Source organism: Acinetobacter sp. 70_2, from assembly GCF_056736115.1.
The window spans coordinates 1,218,263-1,236,457 of sequence record NZ_JBWZIP010000015.1 but is presented as its reverse complement, the minus strand read 5'-3'; the positions used below and the strand labels follow the sequence as shown (position 1 = coordinate 1,236,457).

At 35.6% G+C, this 18,195-nt stretch carries 17 protein-coding genes; 9 read left to right on the top strand and 8 right to left on the bottom strand.

Annotated elements, in window-relative coordinates; all coding sequences use genetic code 11:
- The first annotated feature begins 10 nt into the window (after window positions 1–10).
- From AC1PJ9_RS14880 to AC1PJ9_RS14865, 4 genes are read left to right on the top strand one after another with little or no spacing between them, the layout of a single operon-like run.
- Complete coding sequence (locus AC1PJ9_RS14880) at window positions 11–865, top strand: ABC transporter permease (RefSeq protein ID WP_311087712.1); 855 nt, start codon at window positions 11–13, stop codon at window positions 863–865.
- 1 nt (window position 866) lies between these two features.
- The gene (locus AC1PJ9_RS14875; RefSeq protein WP_311087711.1) at window positions 867–1,706 is read left to right on the top strand and encodes an ABC transporter ATP-binding protein; all 840 of its coding nucleotides are present in this window, start codon (window positions 867–869) and stop codon (window positions 1,704–1,706) included.
- A complete protein-coding gene (locus AC1PJ9_RS14870; protein WP_311087710.1) occupies window positions 1,703–2,701 on the top strand; it encodes a HEAT repeat domain-containing protein in 999 nt (332 codons plus the stop codon). Before AC1PJ9_RS14875 ends, AC1PJ9_RS14870 begins: the two co-directional genes overlap by 4 nt.
- The gene (locus AC1PJ9_RS14865) at window positions 2,685–2,966 is read left to right on the top strand and encodes a DUF971 domain-containing protein (RefSeq protein ID WP_282496782.1); all 282 of its coding nucleotides are present in this window, start codon (window positions 2,685–2,687) and stop codon (window positions 2,964–2,966) included. Before AC1PJ9_RS14870 ends, AC1PJ9_RS14865 begins: the two co-directional genes overlap by 17 nt.
- A 39-nt stretch (window positions 2,967–3,005) precedes the next feature.
- On the opposite strand, the gene AC1PJ9_RS14860 is transcribed toward AC1PJ9_RS14865, so the two are convergent.
- Window positions 3,006–4,292, bottom strand: a complete 1,287-nt coding sequence (locus AC1PJ9_RS14860) for an MFS transporter (RefSeq protein ID WP_005305051.1) — start codon at window positions 4,290–4,292, stop codon at window positions 3,006–3,008.
- A gap of 527 nt (window positions 4,293–4,819) precedes the next feature.
- Here AC1PJ9_RS14860 and AC1PJ9_RS14855 point away from each other — a divergent pair.
- Window positions 4,820–7,024, top strand: coding sequence for a TonB-dependent siderophore receptor (locus tag AC1PJ9_RS14855; RefSeq protein ID WP_311087709.1), 2,205 nt, complete (start codon window positions 4,820–4,822; stop codon window positions 7,022–7,024).
- Between the two features lie 55 nt (window positions 7,025–7,079).
- Here the strand turns inward: AC1PJ9_RS14855 and AC1PJ9_RS14850 are convergent, their stop codons facing one another.
- Window positions 7,080–8,498, bottom strand: a complete 1,419-nt coding sequence (locus AC1PJ9_RS14850; protein WP_019459095.1) for an aspartate ammonia-lyase — start codon at window positions 8,496–8,498, stop codon at window positions 7,080–7,082.
- Between the two features lie 413 nt (window positions 8,499–8,911).
- Between AC1PJ9_RS14850 and AC1PJ9_RS14845 the strand changes: the two genes are divergently transcribed.
- The 4 genes from AC1PJ9_RS14845 (at window position 8,912) to AC1PJ9_RS14830 (ending at window position 12,247) form a co-directional block, all read left to right on the top strand.
- Window positions 8,912–9,097: a hypothetical protein gene (locus tag AC1PJ9_RS14845; protein ID WP_004701766.1), complete on the top strand. Its 186-nt coding sequence runs from the start codon at window positions 8,912–8,914 to the stop codon at window positions 9,095–9,097.
- Window positions 9,098–9,184: 87 nt separating this feature from the next.
- Window positions 9,185–9,406, top strand: a complete 222-nt coding sequence (locus tag AC1PJ9_RS14840; protein WP_077164232.1) for a hypothetical protein — start codon at window positions 9,185–9,187, stop codon at window positions 9,404–9,406.
- An 810-nt stretch (window positions 9,407–10,216) separates the two neighbouring features.
- Entirely contained in the window at window positions 10,217–11,113 is an 897-nt protein-coding gene (locus AC1PJ9_RS14835; RefSeq protein WP_311087708.1) for a LysR substrate-binding domain-containing protein, read from the top strand.
- A 237-nt stretch (window positions 11,114–11,350) separates the two neighbouring features.
- Window positions 11,351–12,247 carry a LysR family transcriptional regulator gene (locus tag AC1PJ9_RS14830; RefSeq protein WP_004887299.1) on the top strand — a complete coding sequence of 299 codons (897 nt, stop codon included), beginning with the start codon at window positions 11,351–11,353 and terminating at the stop codon, window positions 12,245–12,247.
- Window positions 12,248–12,308: 61 nt separating this feature from the next.
- Here the strand turns inward: AC1PJ9_RS14830 and AC1PJ9_RS14825 are convergent, their stop codons facing one another.
- The 6 genes from AC1PJ9_RS14825 to AC1PJ9_RS14800 form a co-directional block, all read right to left on the bottom strand.
- The gene (locus AC1PJ9_RS14825) at window positions 12,309–13,481 is read right to left on the bottom strand and encodes a thiolase family protein (protein ID WP_151792971.1); all 1,173 of its coding nucleotides are present in this window, start codon (window positions 13,479–13,481) and stop codon (window positions 12,309–12,311) included.
- A 65-nt stretch (window positions 13,482–13,546) separates the two neighbouring features.
- Window positions 13,547–14,956: a short-chain fatty acid transporter gene (locus tag AC1PJ9_RS14820; protein WP_311087707.1), complete on the bottom strand. Its 1,410-nt coding sequence runs from the start codon at window positions 14,954–14,956 to the stop codon at window positions 13,547–13,549.
- Between the two features lie 115 nt (window positions 14,957–15,071).
- Window positions 15,072–15,713 (bottom strand): 3-oxoacid CoA-transferase subunit B, encoded by a 642-nt coding sequence (locus AC1PJ9_RS14815; RefSeq protein WP_311087706.1) that lies wholly within the window; start codon window positions 15,711–15,713, stop codon window positions 15,072–15,074.
- Between the two features lies 1 nt (window position 15,714).
- Window positions 15,715–16,419, bottom strand: coding sequence for a CoA transferase subunit A (locus AC1PJ9_RS14810; protein WP_019459101.1), 705 nt, complete (start codon window positions 16,417–16,419; stop codon window positions 15,715–15,717).
- A 244-nt stretch (window positions 16,420–16,663) separates the two neighbouring features.
- Window positions 16,664–17,545 (bottom strand): LysR family transcriptional regulator, encoded by an 882-nt coding sequence (locus tag AC1PJ9_RS14805; protein ID WP_049065395.1) that lies wholly within the window; start codon window positions 17,543–17,545, stop codon window positions 16,664–16,666.
- A gap of 147 nt (window positions 17,546–17,692) precedes the next feature.
- The gene (locus AC1PJ9_RS14800; protein ID WP_311087705.1) at window positions 17,693–18,079 is read right to left on the bottom strand and encodes a hypothetical protein; all 387 of its coding nucleotides are present in this window, start codon (window positions 18,077–18,079) and stop codon (window positions 17,693–17,695) included.
- Between the last annotated feature and the right edge of the window lie 116 nt (window positions 18,080–18,195).

Below are 18,195 nucleotides of genomic sequence, written 5' to 3'. Positions count from 1 at the left end.
GAGGTGACAAATGAGTAGTTTAGTCCAAACAAAACCTAAAAACCAAAGTACATTTTTGACTAAATTTTTCCAACAATTGAGGTTATATCCGGCGCATTTAAAAAACTATGCCATTGCTTTTACATCTATAGCTTTTTGGATAGTAATTTGGCAAGGACTTGCTCAGTTTAAAATAAATTTAGGCATTGTGAACTTTAGCAATGTCCCTACACCTTTAGATGTCATTCATGCGCTATGGGCTTTCTTTCAACTCAGCACTGCATTTGAACACGTTGAATCTAGTATCTTTCGCGTAGTGGTTGGTTTTGTGCTAGCAGCTTTAATTGGTGTAGGTATTGGTTTGTTAGCAGGACGTTATCAAAAACTGGCTGCCTTTCTAATGCCACCATTAGAAGTATTACGTCCAATACCAGCAGTTGCATGGATTCCTTTAGCAATTCTGATTTTTCCATCCTCAGAAGCGTCTATGATTTTTATTACGTTTATTGGGGCTTTATTTCCAATTTTATTAAACACCGTACATGGTGTTGGTGCAGTTGACCCAAGGCTCGTTGCATCTGCAAAAAGTTTAGGTGCTTCTGATCTTGCCATTATTCATGAAGTCATTATTCCGGGGGCATTACCGAATATTATTACTGGTTTATCCATTGGAATGGGTACTTGCTGGTTCTGTTTAGTGACTGCCGAAATGATTTCTGGACAACACGGAATTGGATATTTCACATGGGAATCTTTCACCTTGCAAAACTATAGCAATATTGTGGTTGGCATGGTGTTGATCGGAGCCTTGGGTATGTTTAGCAGTACATTGGTACGTGTGATTGGAAACCGATTTACCCCATGGTATCAACTAAGGAAATCATAAAATGTCAATTACACAAGGCCATGTGCGTATTCAAAATCTATCGCTACATTTAGGGCAAGCTAAAAATCGTTTTCAGGCACTAGATCGGGTTAATTTCGAAATACAACCGGGCGAGTTTATATGCTTACTTGGCCCATCTGGTTGCGGTAAATCTACATTATTAGGTGCTTTGGCAGGGCACTTACCGATTAGTTCTGGGACTTTAACGGTCGATAATGAATCTATACTTGAACCGCATCCAGACAGAGGTTTGGTGTTCCAGCAACATACCTTATTTCCATGGAAAAGCGTGCTTGAAAATATTGCCTTTGGTTTAAAAATGAAAGGAATCGCCAAACAAAAGCGTATTGAACAAGCTCAGAAAATGATTGATCTGGTCGGGCTTAAAGATTTTGAATATAAATTTCCAGCTGAACTTTCTGGTGGCATGCAGCAACGGGTTGAAATTGCGAGAGTACTGATTAATCAACCTCGCATTTTATTAATGGATGAACCTTTTGGTGCGTTAGATGCTCAAACTCGTTTAAAAATGCAAATGCTATTACTCGAAATTTGGCAAGAAATTCAAACGTCGGTTTTATTTATTACCCACGATATTGATGAGGCACTTTTTTTAGCCGATCGAGTCTTGATTATGAGCCATCGACCAGGGCGAATTATTGAAGAAATTCCGCTTAAGTTTGAACGTCCAAGAGACGTTGAGCTTGTAACAAGTAGTGAATTTACAGCCATTAAAAAACATTGCATCCAGACTTTAAAAGAAGCCACTCAACAAGAAGAGTTAAGCCGTTTAAATCCATTAGGGCTTGGAAAGAAATCACAAATTAAGGAATACGAATGAGTTTTTATTATCAAGCTTTAGATGACCTCGATAAATATAATCAGGAATTTCTTGCACAGCTTAATCACGCAGATGAAAAGATTCGCTTTGTTACTTTAATGAATATTGGCGATGAAGAAAATCCGGATTTACTTCCTTGGTTGCATGCAGCACTACAACACGACTCTTCAGCTTTAGTTCGTGAAGAGGCAGCAAAAAAGTTAGAAAGTTGGGAAGATCCAACCAGTTTGCAAGTATTGGCTCAAGCCTTATTTGATGCAGATCTGAATGTGAAACAAGCTGCCAGCCAAAGCTTAAGTGAAGTGAAAAATGCGGCATCAGCTCAAATACTGGCCCCTTATTTAAAGCATACGGATACTTTTGCTCTTGGTGCAATTTTACGTGCTTTAAAACCTTTACGACCACAGCAATTATTCACAGACATATCTGCTTTGGTAAATCATGAAGATGCTCTTGTGCGCCGTGAGGCAGTCAGTGCATTAAGTTGGTTACAGCAAGACCAAGCGATTACGATATTGGCAAAAACAGCTGAAACAGATGTAGATGATGAGGTTCGCCGCATTGCAACAGGTGGTTTGGCTTATAGCCAGAATATATCAGCTGAGGTTATCCAAGCACTTCAATATTCTTTGACTTCGGAAAGTTGGCAACTAAGAGTTGAAGCTGCACTTACGATTGGGAAATTACATATCGTTCAGCTCGAAACTCCCTTAATTCATGCTTTATCTGACTTATATTGGCAAGTACGTATTGCCGCAGTTCGAAGCTTAGGGTTACTCAAGTCGCGTCTAGCAGTTAGTCATCTATTTGATAACTTTAATCATGAAATTAGCAATTTACGTAAAGAGGTCGCTTTAGCACTCGGTGAAATTGGCACATCAGAAGCTCAGAATCTATTAGAACAACATCAAAATGACTCCGACCCAGAAGTACGAAAAGCGATTCGTATTGGATTAAATCAAATTGGTGAGGTGAAATATGCAAGCCAGACCTGATATTCGTGTTGATACTACAAATAAACGGGTTCACTTTATATGGACTGATGATTTAAGTGTATCTCTGAGCTATCAAAATTTAAGAGAAATTTGCCCATGTGGCTTTTGCCGAGCGAAGCGAATTAAGCAAATTAAAATTGAAGAACAAAATGTTGAAGTAACAGCTATGTTCGATCAAGGTTACGGTGCCCAAATTTGTTTTAACGATGGGCATGATAAAGGGATTTTTCCGTGGGCTTTTTTAAAAGAATTTGCTAAGTGCTAAAAAATGCCTTCTGCTTGGGACAGAAGGCATTTCATTTATTTAATGATCATGTTCTAAATAATCTGGTTTTTTCGGAAGCGCAAGGCTACACAAGAAACAGATAATCAGCATGACAATGACATAAATAAAGAAGGTATTTTCAATTCCAGCAGCTTTGAATTGCAAAGCAACCGAAGGTGCAGAACCACCAAAAATAGCATTACCTACCGCATATGAAAATCCTACCCCGAGTGCACGTACGTGAGGTGGGAACATCTCAGCTTTTACTAAACCACTAATAGATGTATAGAAACTCAAAATCATCATCATAAAAATCAGTAGCAAGGTAATAATGATTGGCGAATCTATATAATTAGGCATGCCAATTGCCATCACTGGATAGATAAAAATCGCAGATAATAAGCTAAATGCCAGCATTGAAGAACGTCGGCCAATACGGTCCGAAATTGCACCAAATACAGGTTGAGCACACATATAGACAAATAGTGCGAAGGTCATGATATAACCAACGGTTTTTCCGTCCATACCTAAATTAGTTAAATAGGTTTTTGAATAAACAGTTTCTACATAAAACGTTAATGAACCAGCAGAAGTGTAGCCGACTACTAATAAAAAGGTTTTCCAATGCTTTTTAAAGAGCTCTCTTAAGCTACCAGACTCTTTGCGTTCACTATCTTGATGTGAAAGTGTTTCTTCTAAACGACTCCGTGCAAGTAAAGATAGAATGGCCGCAATACCACCAATAATGAACGGAATACGCCAACCGCCATCAAGTAATTGTTGTTCACTTAAAAACGTTAATAAGATTACGCCAAGTAGGCTGGCAAGTAACTGGCCACCAGAAAGGGTGACATATTGGAAAGAGGAATAAAAACCACGTTGACCCTTTAAACCTAATTCACTCATGTATGTTGCGACTGCACCATATTCACCACCCACCGATAGACCTTGAAGTAAGCGTACTACCAGTAAAAGGAAAGGGGCAAATAAGCCAACTTGTTCATAAGTGGGTAGGGCTGCAAATAGAAAAGAGCTCAAAGCCATTAAGCAAATTGAGACAATCATTGATTTTTTTCGACCGTGTCGGTCTGCAATGCGTCCAAATATCCAGCTACCAATAGGACGCATAAAAAAGCTTGCTGCAAATACACCCCAAACATAAATCGATTTGGTCGTACTATCCATATCTGGTGCAGTTAGAGCCTGAGTAAAATAAGCAGCAAATACTGCATAGATATAAAAGTCGAACCATTCGACCAAATTACCTGAAGCTGCGCCTACAATCCCTCGTATTCTGCTGCTCTTTTCTTCCTTAGTATATGTCATAGATATTCCGTCAGTTAGCAGAAAAAATAGAAATTTTCAGATGTACTGAACAGGAAATAGAATGAATCTTTAAATATCACTCAATCCTGAGTACTTTCTTAGAATTCCTCTCCATTTATTTTTTATAATTTTAAACTTCCATTCTAGTGATTCTATGATCTTTTGTTCGATTTAAAGATATTTTTACCGATTATCGAACAATTCCTTAATTTAGTGAGTTGATCAATCCACCATAAACTTTATTTAAAATCAAACATCTAATTTATTAAGCCTATTGATTATTGTATTCCTCCTTGGTCTACACCTATTTCTGAGCTTAGTTTTATTTTGACTATTTTGTAATACTTAAAAAGTTATAACCTCAATTTCAATCAAAATAAAAGCAATTTATATAATGATGAGTTTATAAAAGTTAGTTCAAATTCACTTAATCGAAAAAATACAGAATATGTTGTTTCTCAATATATGTGGCTGTATTCTTGCGTGGCTGAAAATAGGGTAGACAACCATTTTTAGCCCTATAAATTATGCTCGCTATGGCAGGTAACTATTCAATGGAAAGACGTTCGTTAAATCTTCACTTCATGACATGCTCTAAAACGGCATTGGCTTCATCTATTGCACTCATAACATCTGTCGTCTATGCAAATGAAGCGGAGGTTTCACAGCTCCCAACCATTACCGTGAACGCTACACAAAATAGTGATGCACTATACACATCAAAAAAAGTGAGTTTATCTGGTTTTCAAACTGATGATGTAAAGAAAGTTCCTGCATCTATTACAACTATTACTTCTGAGCGCCTAGCAGATCAACACGCAAAAACACTGACTGATGTTATTAAAAATGATTCATCTTTAGGGGATGGCTACGCTGCTATTGGCTACTATCCAAACTTTGTAGCACGTGGTTTTGCTCTCGATTTAGGCTCTAGTTATCTCATTAACGGCCACAACATACGTGGTGAGCAAAATGTTGCTTTAGAAAATAAAGAACAAGTTGAAATCTTAAAAGGTATTTCTGCAATTCAATCTGGAATGTCGACACCAGGTGGTGTTGTTAGCTATGTCACCAAAAGACCTGCCGATGTTAAAAACATTACTGTAGATGCAAATTCGGAAGGCGGCTATACACTGGCAACAGATGTTGGCGGCTTTGTTAATGATAGTTTTGGTTATCGAATCAATTTAGCGCATGAAAGCATCCATCCAAATGTTGATCACGCAAATGGTAAACGAGAGTTTGGTTCAGTTGCTTTAGACTGGAAAATTAATGAGCGTTCTAAATTATTGTTTGATATTGAAGCTCAGCATCAAAGTCAGCGTTCAGTACCAGGTTATCAACTGCTTGATGGGCAAGAAGTACCAACAAATGTAGATCAAGACCGTTTATTGGGTTACCAGTCTTGGAGTAAACCTGTTGTAAATAACAGTGTAAATGCAAGTTTGAAATATCAATATGCATTTAATGATCAATGGAATGCTAGCTTAAGTGCATCACAAAGCCGTGTTGTGATTGATGATTACAGCGCTTTTCCATGGGCTTGTTATAGCGACGGAGTTTGCCAAAATAATACTTTTGATAAAGATGGTAATTACGGTATTTACGATTTTCGTAGTCCAGACGATACACGTATTACCAACCAGTTTTCTGCTGGGTTAAATGGACAATTCAATACTGGCAATATTCAGCATCAAATCGCTTTTGAAATACAACATACTTATAAAACATTGAAGCGTTACAACTCTAACTCAATGGAGCTTGCCCCTATAGGATTAGGTAATATCTATGAAGAAACAAAGGATTATGAGCCAGCTCAGATTGACTTAAGAAATTACTATAAAGCTTTAGAAAGCGATCAGACTGCTTTTACTGTATCTGACCGAGTTCAATTTAATGATCAGTGGTCAACTTTATTGGGTGGGAAACTTATTCATCTTGATGAGCAAGCTTATAATTCAGATGGGCAACAAAGCCGTGATACGGATTTAAACAAATTCTTGCCACAATTAGCGCTCATGTATAGCCCAACTGCTACGACTAATCTATATGCTTCATATGCCAAAGGTTTGTCAGATGGTGGTGAAGCACCATGGTTTGCTAATAATGCTCTAGAAGTTTTATCACCTAAAAATTCTGAACAATATGAACTTGGTGTTAAGCAACAAATACGCAACTTCTTATTAACAGCAGCTATTTTTGATTTAAAACAAGACAATCAATATAGCAAAGTAAATGCAGATGGAACTTTCGATTTTGTTGACCAAGGTGAACAACACAACCAAGGTATTGAGTTAGGTTTAACTGGTGCCTTAACCGATACAGTTGACGTAAGCTCTGGCATTACCTATACCAAATCTCGTCTTGTTGATATTGATACTGACAGCTACAAAGGCCATCAGACTCAAAATGTGCCGAAAATTCGCGCAACTGCACAGTTATCTTATAAAGTACCTTCTGTTGAAGGATTACGATTACTGAGTGGTATGCAATACAGCAGCAGTAAATATGCAAATAAAGAGGCAACGGCAAAAGTAGGTGGGTACAGTGTCTTTAATATTGGTGCTGCCTATAAAACAAATTTTGCTGGGCATGACACGACCTTCAGATTCAATATTGATAACTTATTTAATAAGAAGTATTGGCGTGATGTGGGGGCATTTATGGGGGATGACTATCTATTCTTGGGTAATCCACGTACAGCCCAGTTCTCTACAACTTTCAGTTTTTAAAATATAGAACAAATAAAAAAGGAGCTTATAAAAGCTCCTTTTTTATTTTCAGGAATTAAGCCGACATTTTTGGTTTAACCATATTATTAATCGACAAGATATCATCAAGCACTTGAGTTGATAATAAACCTTCTTTTTGAACTAAAGCCAATACGCTTTGTCCAGTTTCGTTCGCAGTTTTAGCAATTCGAGTTGTAGTTTCATAACCTAGGTATGGGTTGAGTGCAGTCACAATACCAATTGAGTTTTCAACTAAAGCTTTACAGTGTTCAGGATTCGCTGTAATTGTATCAATACACTTGCTTTGGAACATTGCCATTGCTCTACCAAGTAAGTCCATAGACTCAAATAGTTTGAATGCAATAAGTGGTTCCATTGCATTTAACTGTAGTTGACCTGCTTCAGCAGCTAAAGTTACAGCCAAATCGTTTGCAATAATTTGGAAGCAAGCAAGGTTCATAGCTTCAGGAATAACAGGGTTTACTTTACCCGGCATGATCGAGCTACCCGGTTGACGAGCTTCTAAGTTAATTTCATTAATACCAGTACGTGGACCACTTGAAAGTAAACGCAAGTCATTGGCAATTTTTGAAAGTTTAGTAGCAGTACGTTTTAATAAACCAGATAAAAGAACAAAGTCACCCATATCTGAAGTTGCTTCAATTAAATCTGGAGCTGACTTAATTTTCTTATCAGAGATTTTTGCAAGTGCCTGAATAGCCAGTTCACGGTAATTATATTCAGTCGTAATTCCCGTACCAATTGCTGTACCACCAAGGTTCATATAAGCTAAAACATTTGGAATAAGCGTATTAATTTGCTCAAGATCTTTCTGCAAGGTAACTGCAAATGCACCAAACTCTTGACCTAAAGTCATAGGTACAGCGTCTTGTAATTGAGTACGGCCCATTTTTAAAATGTGCGCAAACTCTTGAGATTTGTTAAGAAAACTTAAAATTAAATTGTTAAAAGGAAGATTTAACTCATCTAAGCTTAATAACAGACCTAAACGGATTGCAGTAGGGTATACGTCATTTGTTGACTGCGACATATTAATGTCGTTATTTGGATGCAAGTATTGATATTGCCCTTTAGAATGGCCCATATATTCCAAAGCAACATTTGCTAATACTTCATTTGCATTCATATTAGTTGAAGTACCAGCACCGCCTTGCATCATGTCGATTGGGAACTGGTCATGGAAATTACCACGAATAAGCTGATTACAGCTGTATTCAATTGCTTCGAATTTAGTTTGATCTAGGTTTTTAAGATTATAGTTTGCTTCAGCACAAGCTAGTTTAACCATAGCTAATGCTTTAATTAAATTAGGGAAATTTCCAACTTTGCTATTTGTTAAGTTGAAATTTTCTAAAGCACGTAATGTTTGAACTCCGTAATAATGGTCATTGTTGATTTCTCGATGACCAATAAGATCCTTCTCAATACGGGTAGTAATATCAGCGTTCATCATTAAACTTCGATTCATTAAAGATGATTCATCTTAGAATTCGAAATGCTTCACTTCTAATGCATTTATTAAAGCAATTATGCATTTTTTGCATATCGAAAAATGAGTTAAGCAAAAATGAATAGTTAAAAATTGAATAGATCAATAGACTGCATTTTTATTAATATTTAATTATTTCAAATAATTATATTCATAGTTAATGTGCAGAATTGTAAAAATGATTACGTCAATTGAGTGTTTTAAATATGGTTAGGCCATAATTTTATTTTTTAAAAACAGTAAATTTAATTGAAATTTCATGTGAATATTAATTTTAAAGAATAAATAATGAGCTTTGTTTAATAAATTTTAATAAAATTGTGATGCATTTCACATAAAAATACATATAATACAGAAAATTTTGATTTATTAAGTTTATGTTAAAAGTAACTGCTGGATTATTAATATTGGGAAGTTTTGCTTGCTATCTTCTTTGGGGCACTGAAGAAAAAGCTGAAACCAAAAGTTCACACATGCTTAAAGAGGCTGAGCAATCAATAAAAAATGCTGAGCTATCCATTCAAAAAGCAAAGCAAAATATTCCAACTGCATCGTATCGATGAGTTATAGCTTGAGATTGTTGTCTATTAAATAATCTCTTGATTCAAAATTATTGAGATGTAAGCGCTGTAAGAGACAAATGCATGAGAATGAAGTTTATTGCATATGACCCTAATTCTGGTGAAAAATTAAGCTTAAAAGAGCATGTTCATCACATGGATAAATATACAACTTATGTTTTTTTTAGCGATGAAAAAGACAATATGGTATTTAATCCACAAAAAAAACAAATATTTGAAATTAGTCAATATACTGCAAATATGATGGTTGAAATTTCAAGAAAATTATACTACTTAATTGGAGAGTATTAGTTTGCTTTGAATATCTCCTTAGTCCATAAAGTCATTATTGTGAATGATGACTTTATAAGTTAAAAATAAGCAAATCGATACTTTAGTATAATAGTCGGAATTGAATTTTCACCTTATACTCCTTATAAATATTGTATGAAATACAATTAATTATTATCACTACATAGAACTTGAAAATAAGTTGTAGTAATTATTCATTAAATTTATTTTTACTTTATAAGCTATTGTAAGAGTAAATAAAACATTCTTATTTCTTGGTGAAATAAAAATGGAAAAAGTTGTTTAATCAGATTTTATGATTGCTCTTAAAGTTGAATGGTGTACTAATTTAATAGCATCAAAATTTAGTCAATAACTTAACAATAGGTTATTGAAACAGTTCATAGTCCGCATTCTTCCCCAAGGTGCGGACTTTTTTTATCCAAATTTTACTTCATTCCTGAAGCTATATTTTTTATAAAAAATGATTAAATAAAAGCCTATAGTTATTTCTAAAACTTATTTAGTTGAACTGAATTATTTATTTTTCTAATGTTCTTTTGTTCATTGATTTCAATAATTTTTTTTATTAGATCGTACTTATGTTCATCTCTTAACGTGTTAAAACAAAACCTATTATTTTCTTATTTTCTTTTCTATGTCAGAATTATTAAATACTTCATTTTCATAGTTTGGCTTTGTCCATTCTCTTCTCGCATTTTTGCAGGTACTCCCTATGTTTTACCATTTTTATTCATCACTACATTTATTCATGCTATTTCCCAAAAATATCAATTAAGAAAATTATAAATCTAAAAGGGAATAGATAAGATGAATTTAGAAGTGCGTTGGGTAGAGGATCTCCTCACATTAGAACGTGAACGCTCAATTTCTAAAGCAGCAGAGAAAAGGTTCATTAGCCAATCTGCCTTTACTCGAAGAATTCAGCAAATTGAAGAAATGATTGGCGCGGAAGTCATCATTAGAAACAACAAGAACAATATCGAATTTACCGACATTGGACGAATTTTGTTAGTCATGTCTAAAAACATTGAAAAGCAGGTAGAGGAGACCGCAAAACTCATCAAAAATATTAAAAATGAAACTGAATCTACCATTCGTTTCTGTGTTGTTCATTCATTAGCTTCAGGTTTTTTAACAACATTTTTAAAGAAATTTCCTACTCTTATTCGTGATTTAAAAATTGAAATTGTCGCAACGAATAGTGGAGAAGGCCTGTCTTTGCTAAAAGAAGGTGCCTGTGATTTCATGATTTGCTATGCAGATAAAAGCAATATTAGAAAAGTTGGCGATGATATTTTAAGTGGTATTAAAATTGCTGAAACAGTTATTGTTCCTGTTTCTGCTACTGAGCCTGACCATAGTCCTAAACATACAATACAGAGTAATTTTGCTTTGCTTGCCTATAGCAAACACGCTTACTTAAGAAAACTGGTAGACCAACTGATAGAAGGTAAACTTGTTTATAAAACGTTATATGAAACGGACAATGCCACTAACTTAAAAGAACTGGTTTTGCAGGGTTTAGGGGTTGCATGGATTCCAAAAATTAACGTTGAAGAAGATCTTGCAGCTGGAAAATTGGTTATTTTAGATCAGCAAGAATATTGCCTTGCCCAAGATATTTATATCTTCAAAAATAATTTGAGTGATAATAAATCGGTACAACAAATATGGAGTGGTTTTAAAGCCCAGCAAGAACAATAATGCATACTCATTCGCAAGATGAAGTACACGATATTTATATATAAATTAATCAAATAAGTAGATTATGCTTGGGTCTTTACGATGAAAGGCATTATAAAGCATTGCCCCTCGTCTAAGTTCTTTGCTAATTTAGAGTAAATTTCAATAAGTCGAAAGTAGGATATAGAAATCTTTCTATTATTTATGCCTGCTTTTGAACTTATTTCACTGGATTATTGAGTCCAAGCGGAGACAATTTTGTTTGATCTAGACAGTAGATTATTAAATATTTTTTATCATATTTATCGGTTCAAAAGTGTTTCAATGGCTGCAGATGCTATTGGTTTAACACAGCCGAGTGTAAGTAACGGTCTAAACAAAATTCGCCAACATTTTAATGATCCTTTGTTTATTCGAGTTGGAAATGAAATGATTCCGACCGAACTTGCAAAGCAGATTTTCCCTCTTATTAGTGAAGTTATTGATAAAGTTGAAAGTATTAATAACTTTAATGTGAACTTTGATCCGTTAACGTCAGATCAACTGTTTACCATTGCAATGACTGATGTATCACATTTGGTTTTATTGCCACAGTTAACCAACTATTTAAAAGAAAAAGCACCTCTCATTCGTTTAAATATTAGACCAATTACGCCAGAAACCAGCTATCAAATGGCAAATGGTGAAATTGATTTGGCGATAGGTTTCTTGCCCCAATTAGAAGAAGGTTTTTATCAACAGAAGTTTTTCCGTCAACACTATGTCGTGATTAGCTCAAAAAGCCATCCTCGTTTAGACCCGAATAATTTTACTTTAGAAGATTATATGCGTGAATATCATATCGATATTGATGCAGGTATTGGGCATTATCACATTAAAAATGAGCTGCAAAATAAAGGGTTGGATCGAAATATTTTGATTCGATTACCAAGTTATCTAGGTGTAGGTTTAGTTGTTCAGGAAACAGATGCGATTGCCACTGTTCCATATTATTTAAGCCAAGTTTTATTGGTTAGAGAGAACTTACAGATTTTACCGGCACCGCTTGATTTTCCAACTTATGACGTTAAGCAACATTGGCATATGTCTTGTCACCATAAGAGTAGCCATAAATGGTTCCGTCAAACTTGCTATGAGCTATTTAAAACAGCTTAAGAATTTTATTTATAAAAAAGAAGATGTAAGGAAAGTCCTTACATCTTCTTTTATTTTTTAATTAGATTTCAATTGCAACAGCAGTTGCTTCACCGCCACCAATACATAGGGCAGCAACACCTTTCTTTTTACCTAAGCGTTTTAATGCATAAATGAGAGAGAGGATAATTCTTGAACCCGTAGCGCCAATTGGATGGCCTAAAGCACAAGCGCCACCATGTACGTTCACTTTAGCTTCATCAATACCTAGCTCATGAATTGGTGCCATTGCTACCATTGCAAAAGCTTCATTAATTTCCCAAGCATCTACTTCATCAACTGACCAGCCAGCACGCTCAAGCACTTTTTGAATCGCACTAATTGGAGCAATTGTAAATTCGCTTGGATGCTGTGAGTGAGTAGAAGTTGCAACAATTTTCGCCAAAGTATTTAAACCATGGCTTTGAGCATATTCTTCAGTAGTAAGTACTAATGCAGCAGCACCATCAGAAATTGAGCTTGAGTTTGCAGCTGTAATTGTACCGTCCTTACTAAAAGCGGGACGTAGGGTCGGAATTTTCTCAAGATTTGCTTTTAATGGTTGCTCATCTTGATCAACAACTTCCACACCTTTACGTGTTTTTACTTCAACAGGAACAATCTCTTCTTTGAAATAACCTTCCGTAATCGCAGTTTGCGCTTTTTTAAGTGAAGAAATCGCAAAGTTATCCATTTGCTCACGGGTAAAGCCTTTGGTGTTTGCCATGTCCTGAGCAAAAGAACCCATTAAACGACCTGTTTCAGCATCTTCAAGGCCATCTAAAAACATATGGTCCTTAATTTCACCGTGGCCCATACGATAACCACCGCGAGCTTTCGGCAGAATATACGGTGCATTGGTCATAGATTCCATGCCGCCAGCCACAATGATATTAGCACTGCCTGCTTTTAAAGTATCTGATGCCATTAATACAGCTTTCATAGCAGAGCCGCAAAGTTTATTAATGGTGACAGCTCCGACATGATCAGGTACACCAGCTTTACGCATCGCTTGACGAGCTGGACCTTGGCCAATACCTGCACTGAGTACACAACCAAAAATAACTTCATCTACTTGTTCAGGTTTAACACCTGCACGTTGGATCGATTCACGGATGACAGCAGCGCCAAGTTCTGGCGCAGTTAGAGAAGATAAACTACCCTGAAAACCACCCATTGCAGTACGGCTACCTGAAACTATAACAATTGAACTCATCTTAATATCTCTTATTGGTGTTTTTGCTAAATTTGCCTTTAGCCTAAACCAAAGGCGCCACTAAATTAAAAAGTTGGAGGGGTGTAACTGAGGGTTCTACCAAAGAACCACAGCAAGAATAAAACTAATGGAAAATGCACAACGAGCTGAGTGACTGTAAAACCAATCACATCTTTCGCTTTTAATTTTAAAATGCCTAACATTGGAAGCATAAAAAATGGATTGATTAAGTTTGGTAAAGCTTCGGCTGCATTATAAATTTGTACAGACCAGCCCAAATGAACCTTTAAATCATTTGCTGCTTGCATAACATATGGGGCTTCAATAATCCATTTTCCACCACCTGACGGTACAAAGAATCCAAGTACCGCAGAGTAAACTCCCATCACAATCGCAAAGGTTTCTTTTGATGCGATTGAAACGAAAAACTCGGCAACATAATGAGACAGCGATAAATCCTGACTGTTTAAAGCTTGCGTCATAATAAATGCAATACTTCCATACAGAGGGAACTGAATTAAGATTCCTGATACGGCTGGAACTGCCTTTGCAACAGCATTTAAGAAGTTTCGAGGCGTGCCATGCAACGCTAGACCAAGCATTAAAAAAACAAAGTTGTATGTGTTTAAACTTGAAATAGCAATGATTGGATTGCTTTTTGAAAATTCAAAAAACATCCAGATTAAGCCTAATGCGACCACAATAATTGTTAAGATAGGTGAGTTTTCTAACCAATCGCCTGGGCGTGTTGATTTTTCCTCATGTGGCTTGTCTTCTTCAAACTGCACATCAAAACTATCAATCGTTTTAACACTATTGCCTTTTGGAGCTGAAAAATATGCAATCGCGATTGAAACAATCACCAAAATAATGGTCATCGCAATTGATTGCCAAAGGAAAATCGTTTCAGTAAATGGAATAACACCAGTTAGGTTGTAAATTGACTCAGGTAAGCTACTTTTATTTGCCTGAAGCTGTGCTGCTGAAGAACTGATTCCTAGTGCCCAAGTCGCCCCCATACCAATGATTGCTGCCGCAGCCGCTGCGCGGTAATCCATATTCAGCTCTTTACGTTTAGCTAATGCAATCACTAAAAGCGCTGTAAGGATTGTACTAACAGCCCAATTGACCAGTGAAATTAATAAGCTGACAGTTGCTACCAAAACAATGGCACCGCGACCAGAGCTTGGAATACGTGCCATTTTTTGGATGAGGTATTTGACGGGCTTAGATACAGAAACGACATAACCTACAATAATGAGCATGGTCATTTGTAGGGTAAAGGGAATAAGACTCCAGAAACCATTACCAAATGAAGTGGCCACATCGTGAATTGGGGCGCCAATACTCAAAGCGGCAATAGACACAATAATGACGCCAAGTAATGCAAAAATATATGAATCAGGAAACCATTTTTCAGACCAATCACTAATCCGAAGAGCAAATTTTTCAAAAATTCCTTGCTGTTTTTCCATAGCTGAAAAATCCTTCTCATTCTTATTTATAAACAGCACATCCGGTGCTTAAAAGTGCTAAGACTCAAGCTCACTTTCTAACTTGAGTCCTGTACAGCTAACTAAATCTTAGAATTTACGCGACTAAGGTTTTATAAAACTCGACACCTGTAGTAGCTTGAATTTGTTCAAGCGTGACATCTTTAGCAAGTTCAATAAGCTCTACGCCTTGTGGAGTAATATCCATTACACCTAAGTCAGTAATGACTCGATGAACCACGCCTTTACCTGTTAAAGGTAAACTACAGTTTTTTACGATTTTTGGCGTACCATCTTTTGCACAATGTTCCATAAGCACTACAACTTTTTGGACACCAACAACCAAGTCCATTGCGCCGCCCATACCTTTAACTTTCTTACCTGGAATCATCCAGTTGGCTAAGTCTCCATTTTCAGAAACCTCCATTGCCCCTAAAATTGCAATGTTGACATGACCACCACGGATCATGGCAAAAGATTCAGAGCTTGAGAAAAATGCAGCACCAGCGCGAGCAGTAACCGTTTGTTTACCAGCGTTAATTAAATCTGCATCGACAGTTTCTTCTGTTGGGAACTCACCAATACCTAATAGACCATTTTCAGATTGAAGCCAAACATTAATATTTTCTGGAATATAGTTAGCAACTAGAGTAGGTAAGCCAATACCTAAATTGACATAAAAACCGTCTTTAAGTTCTTTTGCAGCACGTTGTGCCATTTCGTTACGTGACCAAGCCATTTTATACTGCCTCCGTGCTTAAAGTTTTATGCTCAATACGTTTTTCAGGTGATGCATTCAGTACAATGCGGTTTACATAGATACCCGGCAAATGGATTTCATCCGGATCCAATTCACCAATTTCAACAACCTGTTCAACTTCTGCGATAGTAATTTTTCCAGCCATCGCACATTCAGGGTTAAAATTTTGAGCAGTTTTACGGAATACTAAATTACCTGCTTTATCTGCCTTATATGCTTTCACAAGAGCAACATCAGCTGTTAAAGATTCTTCTAGAATGTAGTTCTTGCCATGAAAAGTACGTTCTTCTTTACCTTCAGCAATAAGAGTACCTACGCCAGTTTGAGTATAAAATGCAGGAATCCCAGCACCGCCAGCACGTAACTTTTCAGCTAAAGTGCCTTGTGGTGTAAGCTCCACATCAAGTTCACCATTTAAATATTGGCGTTCAAACTCTTTGTTTTCACCAACATAAGAAGAAATCATTTTTTTGATTTGTTTGGTTTTAAGCAAAATACCTAAACCAAAATCATCTACACCTGCATTATTTGAAATACAAGTTAGACCAGTTACACCACTTTGCTTAACTGCAACAATTAGTTTTTCAGGAATTCCGCATAAACCAAAACCGCCTACAGCGAGTGTTTGATTATCTGCAATAACATCTTTCAGTGCTGCCTCTGCATTGGCATAAACTTTATTCATTCTGTTGTTTTCCTATATCCCTTAGTAATTTAGTTTTAGCATCACATTTTGCGTTATAGAAGTTAATTTTTTTAAAGGATTAATAAGTATAATCAATGAATGGTATCAAATTTATCACAAAAGATCAGTTTTACACTGAGCAAAAAATATTTATTAATTATCATAATTAACTGAAAATTATAATAATTAATAAATTTATCTTAAACGTGTGCTTAATTCATCTTAAAAGACAGTCTTTAATTTTTTAAAATTTATATTGAATCAAAGCCTCGATAAATTGAGTAGAAATATTTGAAATCTCGAAGTTCTTCTTATAAACAATTCCCACAGTCTTATGAATAGCTTCATCCTTTAACTCAATCAACACGTTATGTTCTTTATCAATGTGTTTTGCGAAATGTCTAGGAATTGCACTTACTCCAATACCATAAGCCACAAAACTTGAGAGTGATGAAATTTGATGACATTCAACTTTTAAATCGAGCGTTATGTTATTCCGCAAACAGTTTTGCTCAACTAAATAACGAACAATTGAAGGTTTCTGTAAGGTCACGAATGGATTTGAACAAAGCTCATGCCATGTAATAGAAGATGATTGAGCAAGTGGATGAGTCTTTGGCAATAGAGCCAAGAAATCTTCTTCAAATAGGGGCTTAAATTCTAAGCCTTCTGTGAGATCTGGTTCAAAACAAATACCAAGCTCAAAAATACCATCTTGTACTTTTTCTATAATGGTCTCATTTGGAATATCGTGAATTGAAAAATTAAGATTTGGGTGAACAGCTAAAAATTGGTGAATTACTTCAGGTAAAATTGCATGAGTCACAAAAGGCATAGATGCAATACTTAAAGTTCCCCGATTAAGTTTAAAGCGTTGTTTAACATCATTTTCCATCTCATCCCAATTGGCGAGTAATTTTTTAGCATACGGAATGAGGGATTTGCCTTCTTGGGTAAGCTCAACACGGCGAGTATTACGGTTAAAGAGTTTGCCGCCTAATTCTTCTTCTAAGCTTTTGATGGTGAGGCTTAAAGCAGATTGGCTTAGATGTAGCTCTAAAGAAGCATTGGCATAGTTGAGAGTACGTGCAAGAGCTAAAAAAGCTTTTAATTGTTTAAGCGTCATTTCTTACCTTTAGATTACTCAACTTACCTTGAAGGGTAATTTATACGAAAATTTGCCTAGTATGATGTTTTTTGACAAAAAATTAAGAAAAAGAATGATCAAATTCTTACTTAATATAGAACAAGCAATAGCTATTAAAAATACTAGCTACTTTAGTAAGTCGTTCCAGCAAAATTCATCCTTATTATTTGCAAAATATATGAACATGCCAATTAGGTGAAAGAATAAATAACCCATCCAAATTTTTTGAGGGGCAACTTTCAAACCCTCTAATAATATATTTATAGAATAGATAGTGATCATAAACGTGAAAAAGATAATATAGGTCGTACTTACTATCAATTTATGTTTTGGTGCTAATTGAGCAATTTTATATCCGATCAAAATTTGCATCCCCCAATTTATAATGAGTGTAATTATAGTCAAAAGTAATTTTGGTGTATTTAAGCTTTCTAAGAAAACCTGTTCGATTAGAAAAATAGTTTGCCACAGTACAAACATACCAAGAGGATACAAGACAAATTTAAGCCACATAGTTTTTCATTTTCTTATAAATATTTATCTGGGTATTCTATTGAATTATAAAAATAAAATAAATACTACTATGCAAAAAAATATATCTACATATAAAGTCGCCCTTAATTCAATTA

Excerpts from the sequence above, each read along its gene's own strand:
- AC1PJ9_RS14880 (WP_311087712.1), top strand. The coding sequence starts at position 11 with ATGAGTAGTTTAGTCCAAACAAAACCTAAAAACCAAAGTACATTTTTG.
- AC1PJ9_RS14875 (WP_311087711.1), top strand. The coding sequence starts at position 867 with ATGTCAATTACACAAGGCCATGTGCGTATTCAAAATCTATCGCTACAT.
- AC1PJ9_RS14870 (WP_311087710.1), top strand. The coding sequence starts at position 1,703 with ATGAGTTTTTATTATCAAGCTTTAGATGACCTCGATAAATATAATCAG.
- AC1PJ9_RS14865 (WP_282496782.1), top strand. The coding sequence starts at position 2,685 with ATGCAAGCCAGACCTGATATTCGTGTTGATACTACAAATAAACGGGTT.
- AC1PJ9_RS14860 (WP_005305051.1), bottom strand. The coding sequence starts at position 4,292 with ATGACATATACTAAGGAAGAAAAGAGCAGCAGAATACGAGGGATTGTA.
- AC1PJ9_RS14855 (WP_311087709.1), top strand. The coding sequence starts at position 4,820 with ATGCTCGCTATGGCAGGTAACTATTCAATGGAAAGACGTTCGTTAAAT.
- AC1PJ9_RS14850 (WP_019459095.1), bottom strand. The coding sequence starts at position 8,498 with ATGATGAACGCTGATATTACTACCCGTATTGAGAAGGATCTTATTGGT.
- AC1PJ9_RS14845 (WP_004701766.1), top strand. The coding sequence starts at position 8,912 with ATGTTAAAAGTAACTGCTGGATTATTAATATTGGGAAGTTTTGCTTGC.
- AC1PJ9_RS14840 (WP_077164232.1), top strand. The coding sequence starts at position 9,185 with ATGAAGTTTATTGCATATGACCCTAATTCTGGTGAAAAATTAAGCTTA.
- AC1PJ9_RS14835 (WP_311087708.1), top strand. The coding sequence starts at position 10,217 with ATGAATTTAGAAGTGCGTTGGGTAGAGGATCTCCTCACATTAGAACGT.
- AC1PJ9_RS14825 (WP_151792971.1), bottom strand. The coding sequence starts at position 13,481 with ATGAGTTCAATTGTTATAGTTTCAGGTAGCCGTACTGCAATGGGTGGT.
- AC1PJ9_RS14820 (WP_311087707.1), bottom strand. The coding sequence starts at position 14,956 with ATGGAAAAACAGCAAGGAATTTTTGAAAAATTTGCTCTTCGGATTAGT.
- AC1PJ9_RS14815 (WP_311087706.1), bottom strand. The coding sequence starts at position 15,713 with ATGGCTTGGTCACGTAACGAAATGGCACAACGTGCTGCAAAAGAACTT.
- AC1PJ9_RS14810 (WP_019459101.1), bottom strand. The coding sequence starts at position 16,419 with ATGAATAAAGTTTATGCCAATGCAGAGGCAGCACTGAAAGATGTTATT.
- AC1PJ9_RS14805 (WP_049065395.1), bottom strand. The coding sequence starts at position 17,545 with ATGACGCTTAAACAATTAAAAGCTTTTTTAGCTCTTGCACGTACTCTC.
- AC1PJ9_RS14800 (WP_311087705.1), bottom strand. The coding sequence starts at position 18,079 with ATGTGGCTTAAATTTGTCTTGTATCCTCTTGGTATGTTTGTACTGTGG.